This is a genomic window from Candidatus Pelagibacter communis (assembly GCF_001179965.1).
Taxonomy (GTDB): domain Bacteria; phylum Pseudomonadota; class Alphaproteobacteria; order Pelagibacterales; family Pelagibacteraceae; genus Pelagibacter.
Window position 1 is genome coordinate 1 of record NZ_CVSH01000058.1, and the last position, 12,851, is coordinate 12,851.

Consider the following 12,851-nt stretch of genomic DNA (forward strand, 5'->3'; position numbering starts at 1 on the left):
AGCTTTAAGAAAAGTAGCAAGGGTAAGGTTGTCTAATGGTCACGAAGTTACATCTTATATACCTGGTGAAGGTCACAATCTTCAAGAGCACTCCGTAGTTCTTATCAGAGGTGGGAGGGTTAAAGATTTACCAGGTGTACGTTATCACATATTAAGAGGAAATTTAGATACGCAGGGTGTTACAGCAAGAAAACAGCAAAGATCTAAATACGGTGCAAAAAAAGGAAAATAATTTATGTCTAGAAAAAAAAGAGCACCAAAAAAAATTCCAATAGTTGATCCAGTTTATAAATCTACAATTATTCCAAAATTAATAAACAGCATTATGTATGACGGAAAAAAAACAGTTGCAGAAAAAATTATTTATGAGGCAATTGATAAAATCAAAACAAAATCAAAAGATGAACCTTTAAATGTATTTAATGAGGCTATCAACAATATAAAGCCTACAGTTGAAGTAAGATCTAGGAGAGTTGGTGGTGCAACATACCAAGTTCCTGTTGAAGTAAAATCAAAAAGATCTCAGGCTTTAGCTTTAAGATGGTTAATCGATGCCTCAAGAAAAAGAAAAGATAAAAATATGTCAGATAAAATTTTTAACGAGATTTATGATGCTTATCAAAATAGGGGTGCAGCAATTAAAAAAAAAGAGGACACGCATAAAATGGCAGAGTCAAATAAAGCTTTTGCTCATTTTAGATGGTAATAAATATGAGCAGAACACACACTTTAGAAAAATATCGAAACATTGGGATCATGGCTCACATTGATGCTGGAAAAACTACAACAACTGAGAGAATTTTATATTATACAGGTAAGAGTCATAAAATTGGCGAAGTTCACGATGGTGCTGCAACAATGGATTGGATGGAGCAAGAACAAGAGAGAGGAATTACAATTACCTCAGCAGCAACAACCTGTTTTTGGAGAGATAATAGAATTAATATTATTGATACCCCTGGACACGTAGACTTTACAATCGAGGTTGAGAGATCTCTTAAAGTATTAGACGGTGCAGTTGCAGTATTTGATGGAGTTGCTGGTGTAGAACCTCAATCAGAGACTGTTTGGAGACAAGCAGATAAATATAAAGTTCCGCGTATTTGTTTTGTAAATAAGCTTGACAGAACAGGAGCTGATTTTTTTAGATGTGTTGAAATGATAAAAGAGAGACTTGGCGCAAAACCTTTGGTGATGCAAATTCCAGTTGGAATAGAGTCGTCTTTACAAGGTGTTGTAGATTTAGTGAAAATGAAAGCAATAATTTGGAAAAATGAAGACTTGGGTGCTGAGTGGGAGGAGAAAGATATACCAGAAGATTTAAAGGAAATTTGTTCAAAATATAGACAGGAATTAGTTGAGACTGCTGTAGAACAAGATGAAAAATTAATGGAAAGTTATTTAAATGGTGACGACATTAAAAATGAGGATTTAATTAAATGTGTGAGAAAAGGATGTTTAAGTTTTGATTTTGTACCAGTATTAACCGGTTCAGCTTTCAAAAATAAGGGAGTTCAGCCATTACTTGATGCTGTTGTTGATTATTTACCAAGTCCTAAGGATATTGGATCAATAAAAGGGACGAAACCTAATTCTGATGAAGAAATGGAAATGAAATTTGAGGATAGTGCTCCTTTTTCGGCTTTAGCATTTAAAGTAGCAAATGACCCATTTGTAGGATCACTAACGTTTATAAGAGTATATTCTGGTACGGTTAAAACTGGTACTGCAATTTACAATACATCAAAAGATAAAGAAGAGAGAGTTGGAAGAATGCTTTTGATGCATGCCAATTCTAGAGAAGATATTAAAGAGGCTAATGCTGGTGATATTGTAGCTTTAGCTGGATTAAAGAATACTATTACAGGACATACATTGGCTAATAAAGATAAACCTGTTCTTTTAGAGCCAATGGAATTTCCTGATCCAGTAATAGAAATTGCAGTCGAACCAAAAACTAAAGCCGATCAAGAAAAAATGGGTGAGGCTTTAGCAAGATTAGCAAAAGAGGATCCTTCTTTTAGAGTAAGTTCAGACGAGGAGTCGGGCCAAACAATTATTAAAGGAATGGGAGAGTTACATCTTGATATAATTGTTGATAGAATGAAGAGAGAATTTAAAGTTGAAGCAAACGTTGGAGCTCCACAAGTAGCCTATAGAGAAACAATACAAAACCCGAGTGAGTTTGATTATACGCATAAAAAACAAAGTGGTGGTGCCGGACAATTTGCGAGAGTAAAACTCTCTGTTGAACCATTAGAACCTGGTAAAGGTAGAGAAGTTGAAAGTAAGATTAAAGGTGGAGCAATTCCAAAAGAATTTATCCCTGGTGTTGAAAAAGGCGTTGAGTCAGTTGCAGATAATGGAATATTAGCTGGTTTTCCAATGATAGATTATAAAGTAACTATTTTAGACGGTCTACATCATGATGTTGACTCAAGTGTATTAGCCTTTGAGCTTGCTTCTAGACAGTGTTTTAAAGAGGCATGTACAAGAGCAACTCTTAAGTTATTAGAGCCAATGATGAGAGTAGAGGTGGTTACTCCAGAAGATTATATGGGAGATGTTATAGGGGATTTAAACAGTAGACGTGGTCAAATTAGTACACAAGAACAGAGAGGTAATGCAACAGTAATCACGGCAATGGTACCTTTGGCAAATATGTTTGGTTATATTAATTCCTTAAGATCAATGTCACAAGGTAGAGCACAATATTCTATGTTCTTTGATCATTATGCAAAAGTACCACAAAATGTTCAGGACGAAGTGACAAAAAAGACAGGTTAAAAAATGGAAAAGCAAAATATAAGAATTAAATTAAGAGCATACGACAATAAAGTTTTAGACCAGTCAACTGAAGAAATTGTTAATACAGTAAAAAGGACTGGTGCTAATATAAAGGGGCCCATACCACTCCCAACAAAAATTGAGAGATATACAGTTTTAAGATCTCCACACATAGATAAAAAAGTAGAGAGCAATTTGAAACAAGAACTCATAAGAGATTAATAGATATAATTGAACCAACACCACAAACAGTAGAAGCTTTGATGAAATTAGATCTAGCATCTGGTGTAGATGTAGAAATAAAAATATAAAATTATGACAGAGATAGCTTTAATAGGAAAAAAAATAGGAATGACAAGAGAATTTTATAAAACTGGCCAGTCAGTTCCTGTAACTGTTTTAAAAATTGAGAAGGGTCGAATTATTGAAGTTATTGATCCAAAAAAAAGAGGATATACAGCAATACAATTAGGTTTTGGTAAGATCAAAAATTCAAAACTAACAAAAGCTATGAAAGGTTTTTTTACAAAAAAAAATACAGAACCTAGGAAAATAATAAAAGAATTGAGAGTAAAAAATACAGAGAACTATAAGCCAGGCAATGAGTTTGGTGTTGAGATTTTTAAAGATATTAAATTTGTTGATATTAGATCAAAAACTATTGGTAAAGGTTTTGCTGGTGCTATGAAAAGACATAATTTTGCTGGTTTAAGAGCTTCACATGGTGTCTCCATTTCTCATAGAGCACATGGGTCAACAGGACAAAATCAAGATCCAGGAAAAGTTTTTAAAAATAAAAAAATGGCTGGACATATGGGTGATAAGCTAAGAACGATTCAAAATATTGAAATTATTAAATCTGATCCAGAAAATGATCTGCTTTTTGTAAAAGGATCAATTCCTGGCTCAAAAAATAGTGAAGTTTTAGTTAAAAAAGCATCAAAAAATACTTCAAAACTTACTATGAGTGAAAAAATTGAAGCAATAGAAAAGCTAAAAAAAGTACCAGAAAAGAAAAAGAAATAAAAAAATGAAAATTGATAAATTTAATATTGATGGAAAAAAAGAGAGCATAGAGGTGATGGATAAAATCTTTTCAGCTAAAATAAATAAAAAGTTAATTAGTGGTGTTCTTTACAAAATAAATGCAAATTACAAAGGAAGAAAAGCAAAAACAAAACAAAAAAATGAGATAATAGGCTCAACTTCAAAGATTTATGCTCAAAAAGGAACCGGTAACGCAAGACACGCAAGTAGAAAAGCTCCAATTTTTGTTGGTGGAGGAATTGCTCACGGACCAAAAGGTGAAAAAAATTATAAAATAAGAAAACTGAATAAAAATGAAAAAAATAATAATGTTCACTTTTTACTTACCAAATTTAGTTTTTTTAATTAAACTTTCGTATTGTGAGCTCATTAATCTAGTTTGAATTTGAGTCACTGTATCAATTGAAACAACCACAACAATCAATATTGCAGTTCCACCTAAATAAAATGGTATTGGATAATTCGCAATCAAAAATTCTGGCAAAAGACAAACTGCTGTTAAATATAATGCACCTATCGTAGTTAGTTTAGTTAAAATATTATCTATGTAAATTGCAGTACTTTCTCCTGGACGTATTCCAGGTACAAATCCTCCATATTTTCTTAAATTTTCAGCAGTTTCATTTGGATTAAAAACTATTGAAGTATAAAAAAAAGTAAAAAATATTATTCCAGATGCGTATAATAACATGTACAAAGGTTGCCCTTGGGTAAAGTAAGAGGAAATGTTTAAAAATGTTTCATTATTTGAAATATTAAAATTTGAAAAAGTTACTGGTAACAATAACAAAGCTGATGCAAAAATAGCCGGAATAACACCCGCAGAATTTATTTTTAATGGTAAGTGAGAAGAGTCACCACCATACATTTTATTCCCCATTTGTCTTTTAGGATAATTAATTAAAATCTTTCTTAATGCCCTTTCCATAAAGACTATGAACATTATAGTTGCTATAAGAACAACAAAAATTAAAAAAATTATAAAACCTGATAGAGCTCCTGATTTACCTAATTCAAAAGTTGTAACTAAAGCTCTAGGTATCTCAGCTACAATTCCAGAAAAAATTATTAGTGATATCCCGTTTCCAATACCTCTCTGTGTTATTTGTTCACCCAACCACATTAAAAATACTGTTCCCGCAACAATTGTGGTTACTGTAGAAATTTTAAAAAACATGCCTGGGTTAATGACTAAGTTTGCTGACGATTCTAAACCTACAGCAAGACCATAGCCTTGTACTGTTGCTAATAAAACAGTTCCATATCTAGTGATTTGAGTAATTTTTCTTCTACCTATCTCACCTTGTGCCTTAAGATTTTTAAAGTAATCAGAAACACCCGTTAAAAGCTGAACAATAATTGATGATGATATATATGGCATTATACCTAGAGCAAATATAGCCATCCTGCTTATTGCACCACCAGCAAAAACGTTAAACATTCCCAAAAGACCTTTTTGATTACCCTCCATAAGTGTTTGAAGCTGTTGAGGGTCTATTCCAGGTAAAGGGACAAATGTACCGAGTCTGTAAATTGCTAGTATTAATAAAGTGAATAATATTCTATTTCTTAAGTCGTTTGTTTGTTGACTTGAACTCATTACTTATTTCTTAATTTTTAAAATACTATCTGTTTTATCAAGTTTATCTTTGACGGATTTGGATATAAAATCTACTTCTAAAGTTATTTTGTCTTTAAGCTCTCCATTACCTAATATTTTTAATTTTAAACAATTATTACTTATTAATTTTACTTTTTTTAGTAAACTTAAGTTTATAGTTTCATTAGTTTTTATTTTTTTTTTGTCCAAAAGTGATTGGATTTTTCCAATATTTATTTTTCCTACTTCTGTTGATTTAATTGGATTAAATCCTCTTTTAGGTAAACGTCTATACAACGGCATTTGACCGCCTTCAAAACTCTTAATTGCTACACCTCTTCGTGATTTTTGTCCTTTATGTCCACGACCAGAGGTTTTACCTTTTCCTGAACCAATACCTCTTCCTGGACGAATTTTTTTTGACTTTAATTGAGTTGTTGTATTTAGATTTATCATTATCCTCTTTTTTCAATAATTTCAGAAATTTTTTTATTCCTAATATTTGATATTTGTTTTGGAGATGTTTGTTTTTTTAAAGCTTTCATACAAGCACGTATTACATTATGCGGATTAGCTGTTCCAATAGATTTTGCCACAATATCTTTGATACCTAATACTTCACATACCGCCCTAACTGGTCCACCTGCTATAATTCCAGTACCTTTAGGTGCTGAACGTAATTTTATTTTGCCCGCACCATCTTTTCCATAGATATCATGATGTATTGTTCTTCCTTCTCTTAATGGAATTTGAATTAAATTTCTTCTTGCTAATTCATTTGCTTTTTTAATAGCATCCGGAACTTGCTTAGCTTTAGCGTGGGCTATGCCAATTTTTCCGTTTTGATTACCTACTACAACAAGCGCTGAAAAACCAAATCTTCTACCGCCTTTTACTACTTTAGTAATTCTATTTATGTGAACAAGTTTTTCTAAAATATCAGTATTTTTATCCATATTTAAAATTCCATCCCGTTTTTTCTTAATGTTTCTGCAAATATTTTAATTCTTCCATGATACTTATAAATACCTCTATCAAAAAAAACTTTTGTTAATTTTTTCTCTTTAGCTATTTTTGCAAGTTTCTCTGCAACCAATGCTGAAGAATCTGATTTATTCTTTTTTGCCATTTTTATATCCTTCTCAGAGGAAGATGCTGAAATTAAAGTTTTAGAACTATTATCGTCTATTATTTGAGCTGATATGTTTTTTGTAGATCTTGATACACAAAGTCTTAATCTACCAGCTGTTGCAACTTTTTTAAGTTTATTTCTTACTCTAAATTTCTTTCTAATTGTTGTTGTTAATTTCATTATTTTTTCTTTCCTTCCTTACGCAAAATATATTGTCCTTTTTCCTTTATTCCTTTTCCTTTGTAAGGCTCTGGTGGTCTTAAAGATTTAATTTTAGATGTAATCATTCCAACTTCCTGCTTATCAAATCCTATTATTTTGAGTGTTGTTTGTTTCTCTACTGTAATTTTAACAGTATCAGGGATATCAAAATTTATATCGTGACTAAATCCTAATTGTAAATTCAATTGCTTTCCTTTTAATGCTGCTCGATAACCAACTCCCACAAGTTCTAAAGTTTTCTCATATCCTTTGCTTGCACCTATAATTGCATTATTTAAGAGACTTCTATTCATTCCCCACAATCTTTTAGTATTTTGATCAATTTTTTTTGGTTTTAATGAAATTTCTTTTCCGTCTTTTATATTCAGTTCAAAAGTTTCCAAATCTATACTTAGAGACTTTTTTCCAAGAGGTCCCTCAATGTTAATATTGCTTCCTGCTAAAGCAACTTTAACTTTGTCTGGTATTGATATATTAATTTTTCCAATTTTTGACATTAAAATACCTTACAAATAATTTCTCCACCAACTTTTTGTTTTCTTGCGTCTACATCTGTCATGACTCCTTTAGGAGTTGAGATTATAGCAATACCTAATCCATTGTTAATTTTTGGTAAGCTTTCTGCGCTAGAAAATATTCTTCTTCCTGGTTTTGAAACTCTTTCAATTGTATTTATTACTGGATTACCAGAATTATATTTTAAATTAATTGTTAGGTTTGGCTTTCCAGATTTATTTTCTACATTGTAATCAATGATAAAACCCTCACCTTTAAGAACATCTGCAATTTTAGTTTTAAAATTGGAAGATGGTAAGTCTACCTTTTTTTGATTTCTCATTTGAGCATTTTTTATTCTTGCTATCATATCTCCTATTGGATCACTTAAACTCATAATATTTCCTTTCTACCAACTTGATTTTACCATTCCTGGAATTTTTCCTTCAAGGCCCAGCTTTCTAAGGGCTATTCTTGAAATTTTTAATTTTCTATAAACACCGTGGGGTCTTCCAGTAATCTGACATCTGTTTCTTACTCTTATTTTTGCTGAATTTCTTGGAAGTTTAGATAATTTTTGTTGAGCTTTAAATCTTTCTTCTAATGGAAGTTTTTTATCCATGACTATTTTTTTTAGCTTTTTTCTTTTAGAGTAATATCTGTCAGACAACTTTATTCTTCTATTATTTTTATTTATTGAACTTAGTTTTGCCATTAGTTAGTCCTTTCTTCTTTAAATGGAAAATTTAAACGTTTTAATAGTTCGTAACTGTGCTTTTTGTCGATAGCTGAAATAACTATAGTAATATCAAGCCCTCTTATTTTATCGACTTTATCAAAATTAACCTCAGGAAAAATTATATGTTCTTTAATTCCAAAAGTATAATTACCAAAATTATCAAAACCTTTTGATGATAAACCTCTAAAATCTTTTATTCTAGGAAGTGCAATATTGACTAGTCTATCAATAAACTCATACATTTTATCTTTTCTTAGAGTTACTTTAAGACCTGCTTTTGTATTCTTTCTTGTTTTAAAGTTTGAAATTGATTTTTTAAATTTAGTTGTAACAGGTTTTTGTCCAGTAATTTTCGATAAATCTTCCTCACAAACTTTTAATATTTTTGAGTCGTTTCCATCAACTCCGAGACCCATATTAAGAACAACTTTCACAAGTTTAGGGGCCATATAACTATTCTTAAGACCTAACTTATTTTTAAGATCAATCTGAATTTCTTTATTATATAACTCTTTTAATCTAGGGATCATTTTTTAGCCTCTTTTTTTTTTATTTCTTTTTTGCTTGTTGAAATAATAGAAAGATTTGAAAGGTTTAAAAAATTTTCTTTTTCAAAAATACCACCTTTTTTTTCTTTGGTTGTTTTCACGTGTTTTTTTATCATGTTTAAACCTTTTACTTTTGCTCTAAAGTTTTTTCTATCAATCTCTATTATTTCTCCCTCTTTATTTTTGTCCTTACCACAAATTATTTTTACTTTATTTCCTTTTTTAATATCCATTATAAAACCTCCGGAGCTAAAGATATTATTTTCATTTGTCCTTTATTTCTTAATTCTCTTGTTACAGGTCCAAAAATTCTTGTGCCAACTGGTTCTCCTTTATCATCAACTAATACTGCAGCGTTATTATCAAACTTAACTTTAGATCCATCATCTCTATGAATACCTTTTTTAACTCTTACTACCACCGCTTTATGAACAGACCCTTTTTTTACTTTACCCTTTGGAATGGCTTCTTTTACAGCAATCACAATTGTATCTCCAATGCTTGCATATCTTCTTTTTGATCCTCCCAAAACTTTAATACACTCAATTTTTTTTGCACCAGTGTTATCAGCTACATTTAATTCTGTTTGAACCTGAATCATTTTTTTCCCTCAATAACTTCAAACTTTTTACTTTTAGAGTAAGGTTTGCATTCAATAATAGATACCTTATCTCCACTTTTATATTTATTTGTCTCGTCGTGAGCACTATATTTCTTTCTACTTCTAACAACTTTTTTGAAAAGTGGATGTTGGTACTTCCTTTCAACTAAAACTTTTATAGTTTTGTTTTCTTTGTCACTTACAACTATTCCATGAAGTATTTTTTTAGGCATTAGCTTTTGCTCCAATAAATGTTTTTAGTCTTGCTATATTTCTTTTTGTTTCTTTTATCTTAGATGTGTTAGTTACTTGCCCATTAATTTTTTGAAAACGTAAATTGAATAGGTCTTTCTTAAATTTCTCAATATCTTTTTGTGCTTGAGACTTAGTCATCTTTTTAATTTCTTTTTTTTTCATTATGTAAATCTTCTTATAAATTTTGTTTTTATTGGTAATTTAGCAGATGCTTTATATAAAGCTTCTTTTGCAATTTGCTCAGATACACCGTCGACTTCAAATAAAATTCTTCCGGGTTTCACTCTGCAAGCCCAAAATTCTGGAGAACCTTTTCCTTTACCCATTCTTACCTCTGTTGGTTTTTTTGATACAGGTATATTTGGAAACACTCTCGTCCATACACGTCCTTGTCTTTTCATATGTCTTGTTAATGCAACTCTAGCTGCTTCTATTTGTTTAGAAATAACTCTATCAGGTGATAAAGCTTTAAGACCATATGCTCCATAATTCATTAAATTACATCTCGATGCTCTTCCATGTATTCTGCCTTTATGAGCTTTTCTAAACTTTGTTCTAGTTGGTTGTAACATAATTTATTTTTTATTAGTCTCTTGACTAAACTCCTTTGTAAAAATTTCACCTTTATAAATCCAAACTTTAATACCAATTATACCGTATGTGGTTAAAGCCTCTGACTCTGCGTAGTCAATATCTGCTCTTAGTGTATGTGATGGTATACTTCCATCTCTTAGCCACTCTGTTCTAGCAATTTCATTCCCACCCAATCTGCCACTAATAGAGACTTTTATGCCCTTCGCTCCTAATCTTAAAGCTGATTGCATTGATCTTTTCATAGCCCTTCTATATGAAACTCTTTTAACTAATTGTTGTGCAATGTTTTCTGCTACGAGAAAGCTATTTGTCTCTGGTTTCTTTACTTCTTTTATATTGAGATTAACTTCATTTTTAGTCAATTGAGATAATTTATTCTTAATTTTTTCAATATCACTTCCTTTTTTTCCAATTACGAAACCAGGTCTTGATGTATAAATTGTTACAAAACATTTCTTAGATGTTCTTTCAATCATTACTTTTGATACTCCAGAATTAATTACATTTTTTTTTATGTATTCACGTATCTTAAAATCTTCTATTAAGTAATTACCAAAATCTTTTTTTCTTGCGTACCAAACAGAGTCCCAGCCTCTATTTATACCAAGTCTTAAACCTACTGGATTAACTTTTTGACCCATGTTTCTCCTCTATTTTCTTTTTATATTCTGACAAAATAATTGTTAAATTTGAATATGGTTTTTTTATACCTGCTGCTCTACCTTTTGCTCTAGCTCTAAATCTTTTCATTACAATTTGTTTTCCACAGTATGCTTCTTTAATAAATAGCTTATCAATATCGTATTGGAAATTGTTCTCAGCGTTTGCGACAGCTGATGAAATAGTTTTCTTAACATCTTTTGAAATCCTTTTCTCCGAGAAAGTTAAATCTCTTATCACCTCACCCACTTTTTTTCCAACAATCGATTTAAGAATAGGTTTAAGTTTTCTTGTGCTAGATCTGACATTTTTATTTACTGATTTAACAGTTTTAATATCTGATTTTATTTTATCTAATTTTTTTCCCATTTTACTTCTTCTCCGCAGGTTTAGCTGCTGCATCCTCTGTTTTAGCTTTTTTATCCGCCGGTGTGTGACCAAAGAATTGTCTAGTTGGAGCAAACTCTCCAAGTTTATGTCCTACCATGTCTTCTGATACTGTTATTGGAATAAATTTCTTACCATTATAGATCAAGAAACTAACCCCTACAAAATCTGGAATTATCGTTGATTTTCTAGACCAAGTTTTTATAGGTTTTTTTGTTGGATCATTTTTTTGTTTTTCAACTTTTTTAATCAAGCTTTCTTCTACAAAAGGTCCTTTCCAAACTGCTCTAGCCATAACTATTTTTTCTTCCTCTTTCTTCTTCTAATGATAAATTTATCTGTTCTCTTATTGTCTCTTGTTTTAAGCCCTTTTGCAGATTGGCCAGTTGGTGAAACCGGGTGTCTTCCACCAGCTGATTTTCCTTCACCTCCACCATGAGGGTGATCGACTGGATTTTTGACTACACCTCTTGTATGAGGTCTAATCCCCATCCATCTTGATCTACCTGCCTTTCCTATTTTAATATTTTTTTGATCAGGGTTTGATAATACACCGATTGTCGCCATACATTTTGAATTTACTTTTCTAACTTCTCCTGAAGTCATCTTAATTAGTGAATAGGCGCCATCTACGCCTGAAATTGAAACAGACGTACCTGCAGATCTAGCAATTTTGCCACCAGCTCCTGGTTGGAGTTCAACATTATGGATATCTATACCAGCTGGAATATCTTGTAATGGCATACAGTTTCCAACTTTGATCTCTATATTTGTTCCATTTCTAATTTTATCACCTGCTTTGACGTTCTGGGGGGCTAAGTAGTAAAATTTTTCTCCATCCTCAAATTTTACTAACATAATATAACAAGATCTGTTTGGATCGTATTCTATTCTTTCTATTTCACCAATTGAATCAAATTTTCTTCTGTAAAAATCAATAATTCTATATTTATGCTTATGACCTCCACCGTGATTTCTTGACGTTATTCTGCCTAAATTATTCCGTCCTTTTGAGGAATTATTTGCAGCTGTTAGTGGTTTAAACGGTTTTCCTTTCCACAAATTACTTCTATCAACTAAAACTGTTCCACGTGTTGATTTAGTATATGGTTTAAAACTTTTTAAAGACATTTTATATACCTGTCGTCAAATCGATCGATTGACCCTTTTTAAGTGTTATTATTGCTTTCTTATACCCTTGAACTTTAACTTTTCTTCCTCTTGTAAATTTAAGTCTCGATTTTTTATTTACGATATTAATTTTTGTAACGTTTACCTTGAAAATTTTTTCAATATTTTTTTTTAAAGTTTTTTTATTTGATGAAAAAGGAACCTTAAAAACAATTTTGTTAAATTCAGATAAATTTGTAGACTTTTCAGTAACTACTGGAGAAATTATTTTGTCATATAAATGAATTTTATTCATATCTTTTTTCTAACTCCTTTACTGAGGTTTCTGTAAAAATTACTTTTTTAAATTTTATAATATCAAAAGCGCTAAAATGATTAATATCGGTTGTTTTTACATTTGGTAAATTTCTTAGTGATTTAAATACTTTATTTTTTGAGTTTTTATCTAATATGATTAAAGAATTATTAGCTTCAAATTTATTTAAGATTTTATTCATCTCTTTGGTCTTCTTAATTTCATTCTTAAAATCACTTATTACAATAAGATTGCTAGATTTTTTTTTATCACTTAACAAAGAAGCTACACTCATTTTTTTTTCATTTTTATTCAGTTTTCTTATTTTATAATTTTTTTCACCTTTTGGTCCGTGAGC

The 12,851-nt window shown here is 30.7% G+C and carries 24 protein-coding genes and 1 pseudogene; 6 read left to right on the plus strand and 19 right to left on the minus strand.

Annotated features, from left to right (window positions below; genetic code table 11):
• The 6 genes and pseudogenes from rpsL to rplD (AMN73_RS03775) form a co-directional block, all read left to right on the plus strand.
• Window positions 1–232 (plus strand): 30S ribosomal protein S12 (rpsL, locus tag AMN73_RS03750; protein WP_075534945.1); only part of this gene is annotated, 232 nt, incomplete at its 5' end.
• A gap of 3 nt (window positions 233–235) precedes the next feature.
• A complete protein-coding gene (rpsG, locus tag AMN73_RS03755; RefSeq protein WP_075534946.1) occupies window positions 236–706 on the plus strand; it encodes a 30S ribosomal protein S7 in 471 nt (156 codons plus the stop codon).
• Between the two features lie 5 nt (window positions 707–711).
• Window positions 712–2,787 (plus strand): elongation factor G, encoded by a 2,076-nt coding sequence (gene fusA / locus AMN73_RS03760; protein ID WP_075534966.1) that lies wholly within the window; start codon window positions 712–714, stop codon window positions 2,785–2,787.
• Window positions 2,788–2,790: 3 nt separating this feature from the next.
• Window positions 2,791–3,098: pseudogene (gene rpsJ, locus AMN73_RS03765) on the plus strand (30S ribosomal protein S10).
• A gap of 4 nt (window positions 3,099–3,102) precedes the next feature.
• Window positions 3,103–3,813 (plus strand): 50S ribosomal protein L3, encoded by a 711-nt coding sequence (gene rplC, locus AMN73_RS03770; protein ID WP_075534947.1) that lies wholly within the window; start codon window positions 3,103–3,105, stop codon window positions 3,811–3,813.
• Window positions 3,814–3,817: 4 nt separating this feature from the next.
• Window positions 3,818–4,183: a 50S ribosomal protein L4 gene (gene rplD / locus AMN73_RS03775; protein ID WP_082254588.1), complete on the plus strand. Its 366-nt coding sequence runs from the start codon at window positions 3,818–3,820 to the stop codon at window positions 4,181–4,183.
• Here the strand turns inward: rplD (AMN73_RS03775) and secY are convergent.
• From secY to rplD (AMN73_RS03870), 19 genes are all read right to left on the minus strand, one after another.
• The gene (gene secY, locus AMN73_RS03780; protein ID WP_075534948.1) at window positions 4,154–5,434 is read right to left on the minus strand and encodes a preprotein translocase subunit SecY; all 1,281 of its coding nucleotides are present in this window, start codon (window positions 5,432–5,434) and stop codon (window positions 4,154–4,156) included. The two genes, rplD (AMN73_RS03775) and secY, sit on opposite strands and share 30 nt — an antisense overlap.
• A gap of 3 nt (window positions 5,435–5,437) precedes the next feature.
• Entirely contained in the window at window positions 5,438–5,890 is a 453-nt protein-coding gene (gene rplO, locus AMN73_RS03785; protein ID WP_075534949.1) for a 50S ribosomal protein L15, read from the minus strand.
• Window positions 5,890–6,390: a 30S ribosomal protein S5 gene (rpsE, locus tag AMN73_RS03790; RefSeq protein ID WP_075534950.1), complete on the minus strand. Its 501-nt coding sequence runs from the start codon at window positions 6,388–6,390 to the stop codon at window positions 5,890–5,892. Before rpsE ends, rplO begins: the two co-directional genes overlap by 1 nt.
• A gap of 2 nt (window positions 6,391–6,392) precedes the next feature.
• Complete coding sequence (gene rplR / locus AMN73_RS03795) at window positions 6,393–6,746, minus strand: 50S ribosomal protein L18 (RefSeq protein ID WP_075534951.1); 354 nt, start codon at window positions 6,744–6,746, stop codon at window positions 6,393–6,395.
• The gene (rplF, locus tag AMN73_RS03800) at window positions 6,746–7,285 is read right to left on the minus strand and encodes a 50S ribosomal protein L6 (protein WP_075534952.1); all 540 of its coding nucleotides are present in this window, start codon (window positions 7,283–7,285) and stop codon (window positions 6,746–6,748) included. Before rplF ends, rplR begins: the two co-directional genes overlap by 1 nt.
• Entirely contained in the window at window positions 7,285–7,680 is a 396-nt protein-coding gene (rpsH, locus tag AMN73_RS03805; RefSeq protein ID WP_075534953.1) for a 30S ribosomal protein S8, read from the minus strand. Before rpsH ends, rplF begins: the two co-directional genes overlap by 1 nt.
• A gap of 12 nt (window positions 7,681–7,692) precedes the next feature.
• Window positions 7,693–7,998 (minus strand): 30S ribosomal protein S14, encoded by a 306-nt coding sequence (gene rpsN, locus AMN73_RS03810; RefSeq protein WP_075534954.1) that lies wholly within the window; start codon window positions 7,996–7,998, stop codon window positions 7,693–7,695.
• Window positions 7,998–8,552, minus strand: a complete 555-nt coding sequence (gene rplE, locus AMN73_RS03815; protein WP_075534955.1) for a 50S ribosomal protein L5 — start codon at window positions 8,550–8,552, stop codon at window positions 7,998–8,000. Before rplE ends, rpsN begins: the two co-directional genes overlap by 1 nt.
• Window positions 8,549–8,803, minus strand: coding sequence for a 50S ribosomal protein L24 (gene rplX / locus AMN73_RS03820; RefSeq protein WP_075534956.1), 255 nt, complete (start codon window positions 8,801–8,803; stop codon window positions 8,549–8,551). The genes rplE and rplX overlap by 4 nt, the downstream gene beginning before the upstream one ends.
• Window positions 8,803–9,171: a 50S ribosomal protein L14 gene (gene rplN, locus AMN73_RS03825; protein ID WP_075519964.1), complete on the minus strand. Its 369-nt coding sequence runs from the start codon at window positions 9,169–9,171 to the stop codon at window positions 8,803–8,805. Before rplN ends, rplX begins: the two co-directional genes overlap by 1 nt.
• Window positions 9,168–9,404, minus strand: a complete 237-nt coding sequence (gene rpsQ / locus AMN73_RS03830) for a 30S ribosomal protein S17 (RefSeq protein WP_075534957.1) — start codon at window positions 9,402–9,404, stop codon at window positions 9,168–9,170. The genes rplN and rpsQ overlap by 4 nt, the downstream gene beginning before the upstream one ends.
• The gene (gene rpmC, locus AMN73_RS03835) at window positions 9,397–9,588 is read right to left on the minus strand and encodes a 50S ribosomal protein L29 (RefSeq protein WP_075534958.1); all 192 of its coding nucleotides are present in this window, start codon (window positions 9,586–9,588) and stop codon (window positions 9,397–9,399) included. Before rpmC ends, rpsQ begins: the two co-directional genes overlap by 8 nt.
• A complete protein-coding gene (gene rplP / locus AMN73_RS03840; RefSeq protein ID WP_075534959.1) occupies window positions 9,588–9,998 on the minus strand; it encodes a 50S ribosomal protein L16 in 411 nt (136 codons plus the stop codon). Before rplP ends, rpmC begins: the two co-directional genes overlap by 1 nt.
• Window positions 9,999–10,001: 3 nt before the next feature.
• Window positions 10,002–10,661 (minus strand): 30S ribosomal protein S3, encoded by a 660-nt coding sequence (gene rpsC / locus AMN73_RS03845; RefSeq protein ID WP_075534960.1) that lies wholly within the window; start codon window positions 10,659–10,661, stop codon window positions 10,002–10,004.
• Window positions 10,645–11,049 carry a 50S ribosomal protein L22 gene (rplV, locus tag AMN73_RS03850; RefSeq protein ID WP_075534961.1) on the minus strand — a complete coding sequence of 135 codons (405 nt, stop codon included), beginning with the start codon at window positions 11,047–11,049 and terminating at the stop codon, window positions 10,645–10,647. The genes rpsC and rplV overlap by 17 nt, the downstream gene beginning before the upstream one ends.
• A 1-nt stretch (window position 11,050) precedes the next feature.
• Window positions 11,051–11,362 (minus strand): 30S ribosomal protein S19, encoded by a 312-nt coding sequence (rpsS, locus tag AMN73_RS03855; RefSeq protein WP_075534962.1) that lies wholly within the window; start codon window positions 11,360–11,362, stop codon window positions 11,051–11,053.
• Between the two features lie 2 nt (window positions 11,363–11,364).
• Entirely contained in the window at window positions 11,365–12,198 is an 834-nt protein-coding gene (gene rplB, locus AMN73_RS03860) for a 50S ribosomal protein L2 (protein WP_075534963.1), read from the minus strand.
• Between the two features lies 1 nt (window position 12,199).
• Complete coding sequence (rplW, locus tag AMN73_RS03865; RefSeq protein WP_075534964.1) at window positions 12,200–12,493, minus strand: 50S ribosomal protein L23; 294 nt, start codon at window positions 12,491–12,493, stop codon at window positions 12,200–12,202.
• Window positions 12,486–12,851: 50S ribosomal protein L4 (gene rplD, locus AMN73_RS03870; protein WP_075534965.1), on the minus strand; the 366-nt coding region annotated here is incomplete at its 5' end. The genes rplW and rplD (AMN73_RS03870), both read right to left, overlap by 8 nt.

Excerpts from the sequence above, each read along its gene's own strand:
- rpsS (WP_075534962.1), bottom strand. The coding sequence starts at position 11,362 with ATGGCTAGAGCAGTTTGGAAAGGACCTTTTGTAGAAGAAAGCTTGATT.
- rpmC (WP_075534958.1), bottom strand. The coding sequence starts at position 9,588 with ATGAAAAAAAAAGAAATTAAAAAGATGACTAAGTCTCAAGCACAAAAA.
- rplW (WP_075534964.1), bottom strand. The coding sequence starts at position 12,493 with ATGAATAAAATTCATTTATATGACAAAATAATTTCTCCAGTAGTTACT.
- rpsE (WP_075534950.1), bottom strand. The coding sequence starts at position 6,390 with ATGGATAAAAATACTGATATTTTAGAAAAACTTGTTCACATAAATAGA.
- rpsH (WP_075534953.1), bottom strand. The coding sequence starts at position 7,680 with ATGAGTTTAAGTGATCCAATAGGAGATATGATAGCAAGAATAAAAAAT.
- fusA (WP_075534966.1), top strand. The coding sequence starts at position 712 with ATGAGCAGAACACACACTTTAGAAAAATATCGAAACATTGGGATCATG.
- rplP (WP_075534959.1), bottom strand. The coding sequence starts at position 9,998 with ATGTTACAACCAACTAGAACAAAGTTTAGAAAAGCTCATAAAGGCAGA.
- rplD (WP_082254588.1), top strand. The coding sequence starts at position 3,818 with ATGAAAATTGATAAATTTAATATTGATGGAAAAAAAGAGAGCATAGAG.
- rplN (WP_075519964.1), bottom strand. The coding sequence starts at position 9,171 with ATGATTCAGGTTCAAACAGAATTAAATGTAGCTGATAACACTGGTGCA.
- rpsC (WP_075534960.1), bottom strand. The coding sequence starts at position 10,661 with ATGGGTCAAAAAGTTAATCCAGTAGGTTTAAGACTTGGTATAAATAGA.
- rplE (WP_075534955.1), bottom strand. The coding sequence starts at position 8,552 with ATGATCCCTAGATTAAAAGAGTTATATAATAAAGAAATTCAGATTGAT.
- rplR (WP_075534951.1), bottom strand. The coding sequence starts at position 6,746 with ATGAAATTAACAACAACAATTAGAAAGAAATTTAGAGTAAGAAATAAA.
- rpsQ (WP_075534957.1), bottom strand. The coding sequence starts at position 9,404 with ATGCCTAAAAAAATACTTCATGGAATAGTTGTAAGTGACAAAGAAAAC.
- rplV (WP_075534961.1), bottom strand. The coding sequence starts at position 11,049 with ATGGGAAAAAAATTAGATAAAATAAAATCAGATATTAAAACTGTTAAA.
- rplX (WP_075534956.1), bottom strand. The coding sequence starts at position 8,803 with ATGGATATTAAAAAAGGAAATAAAGTAAAAATAATTTGTGGTAAGGAC.
- rplB (WP_075534963.1), bottom strand. The coding sequence starts at position 12,198 with ATGTCTTTAAAAAGTTTTAAACCATATACTAAATCAACACGTGGAACA.
- rplF (WP_075534952.1), bottom strand. The coding sequence starts at position 7,285 with ATGTCAAAAATTGGAAAAATTAATATATCAATACCAGACAAAGTTAAA.
- secY (WP_075534948.1), bottom strand. The coding sequence starts at position 5,434 with ATGAGTTCAAGTCAACAAACAAACGACTTAAGAAATAGAATATTATTC.
- rplO (WP_075534949.1), bottom strand. The coding sequence starts at position 5,890 with ATGATAAATCTAAATACAACAACTCAATTAAAGTCAAAAAAAATTCGT.
- rpsN (WP_075534954.1), bottom strand. The coding sequence starts at position 7,998 with ATGGCAAAACTAAGTTCAATAAATAAAAATAATAGAAGAATAAAGTTG.
- rpsG (WP_075534946.1), top strand. The coding sequence starts at position 236 with ATGTCTAGAAAAAAAAGAGCACCAAAAAAAATTCCAATAGTTGATCCA.
- rplC (WP_075534947.1), top strand. The coding sequence starts at position 3,103 with ATGACAGAGATAGCTTTAATAGGAAAAAAAATAGGAATGACAAGAGAA.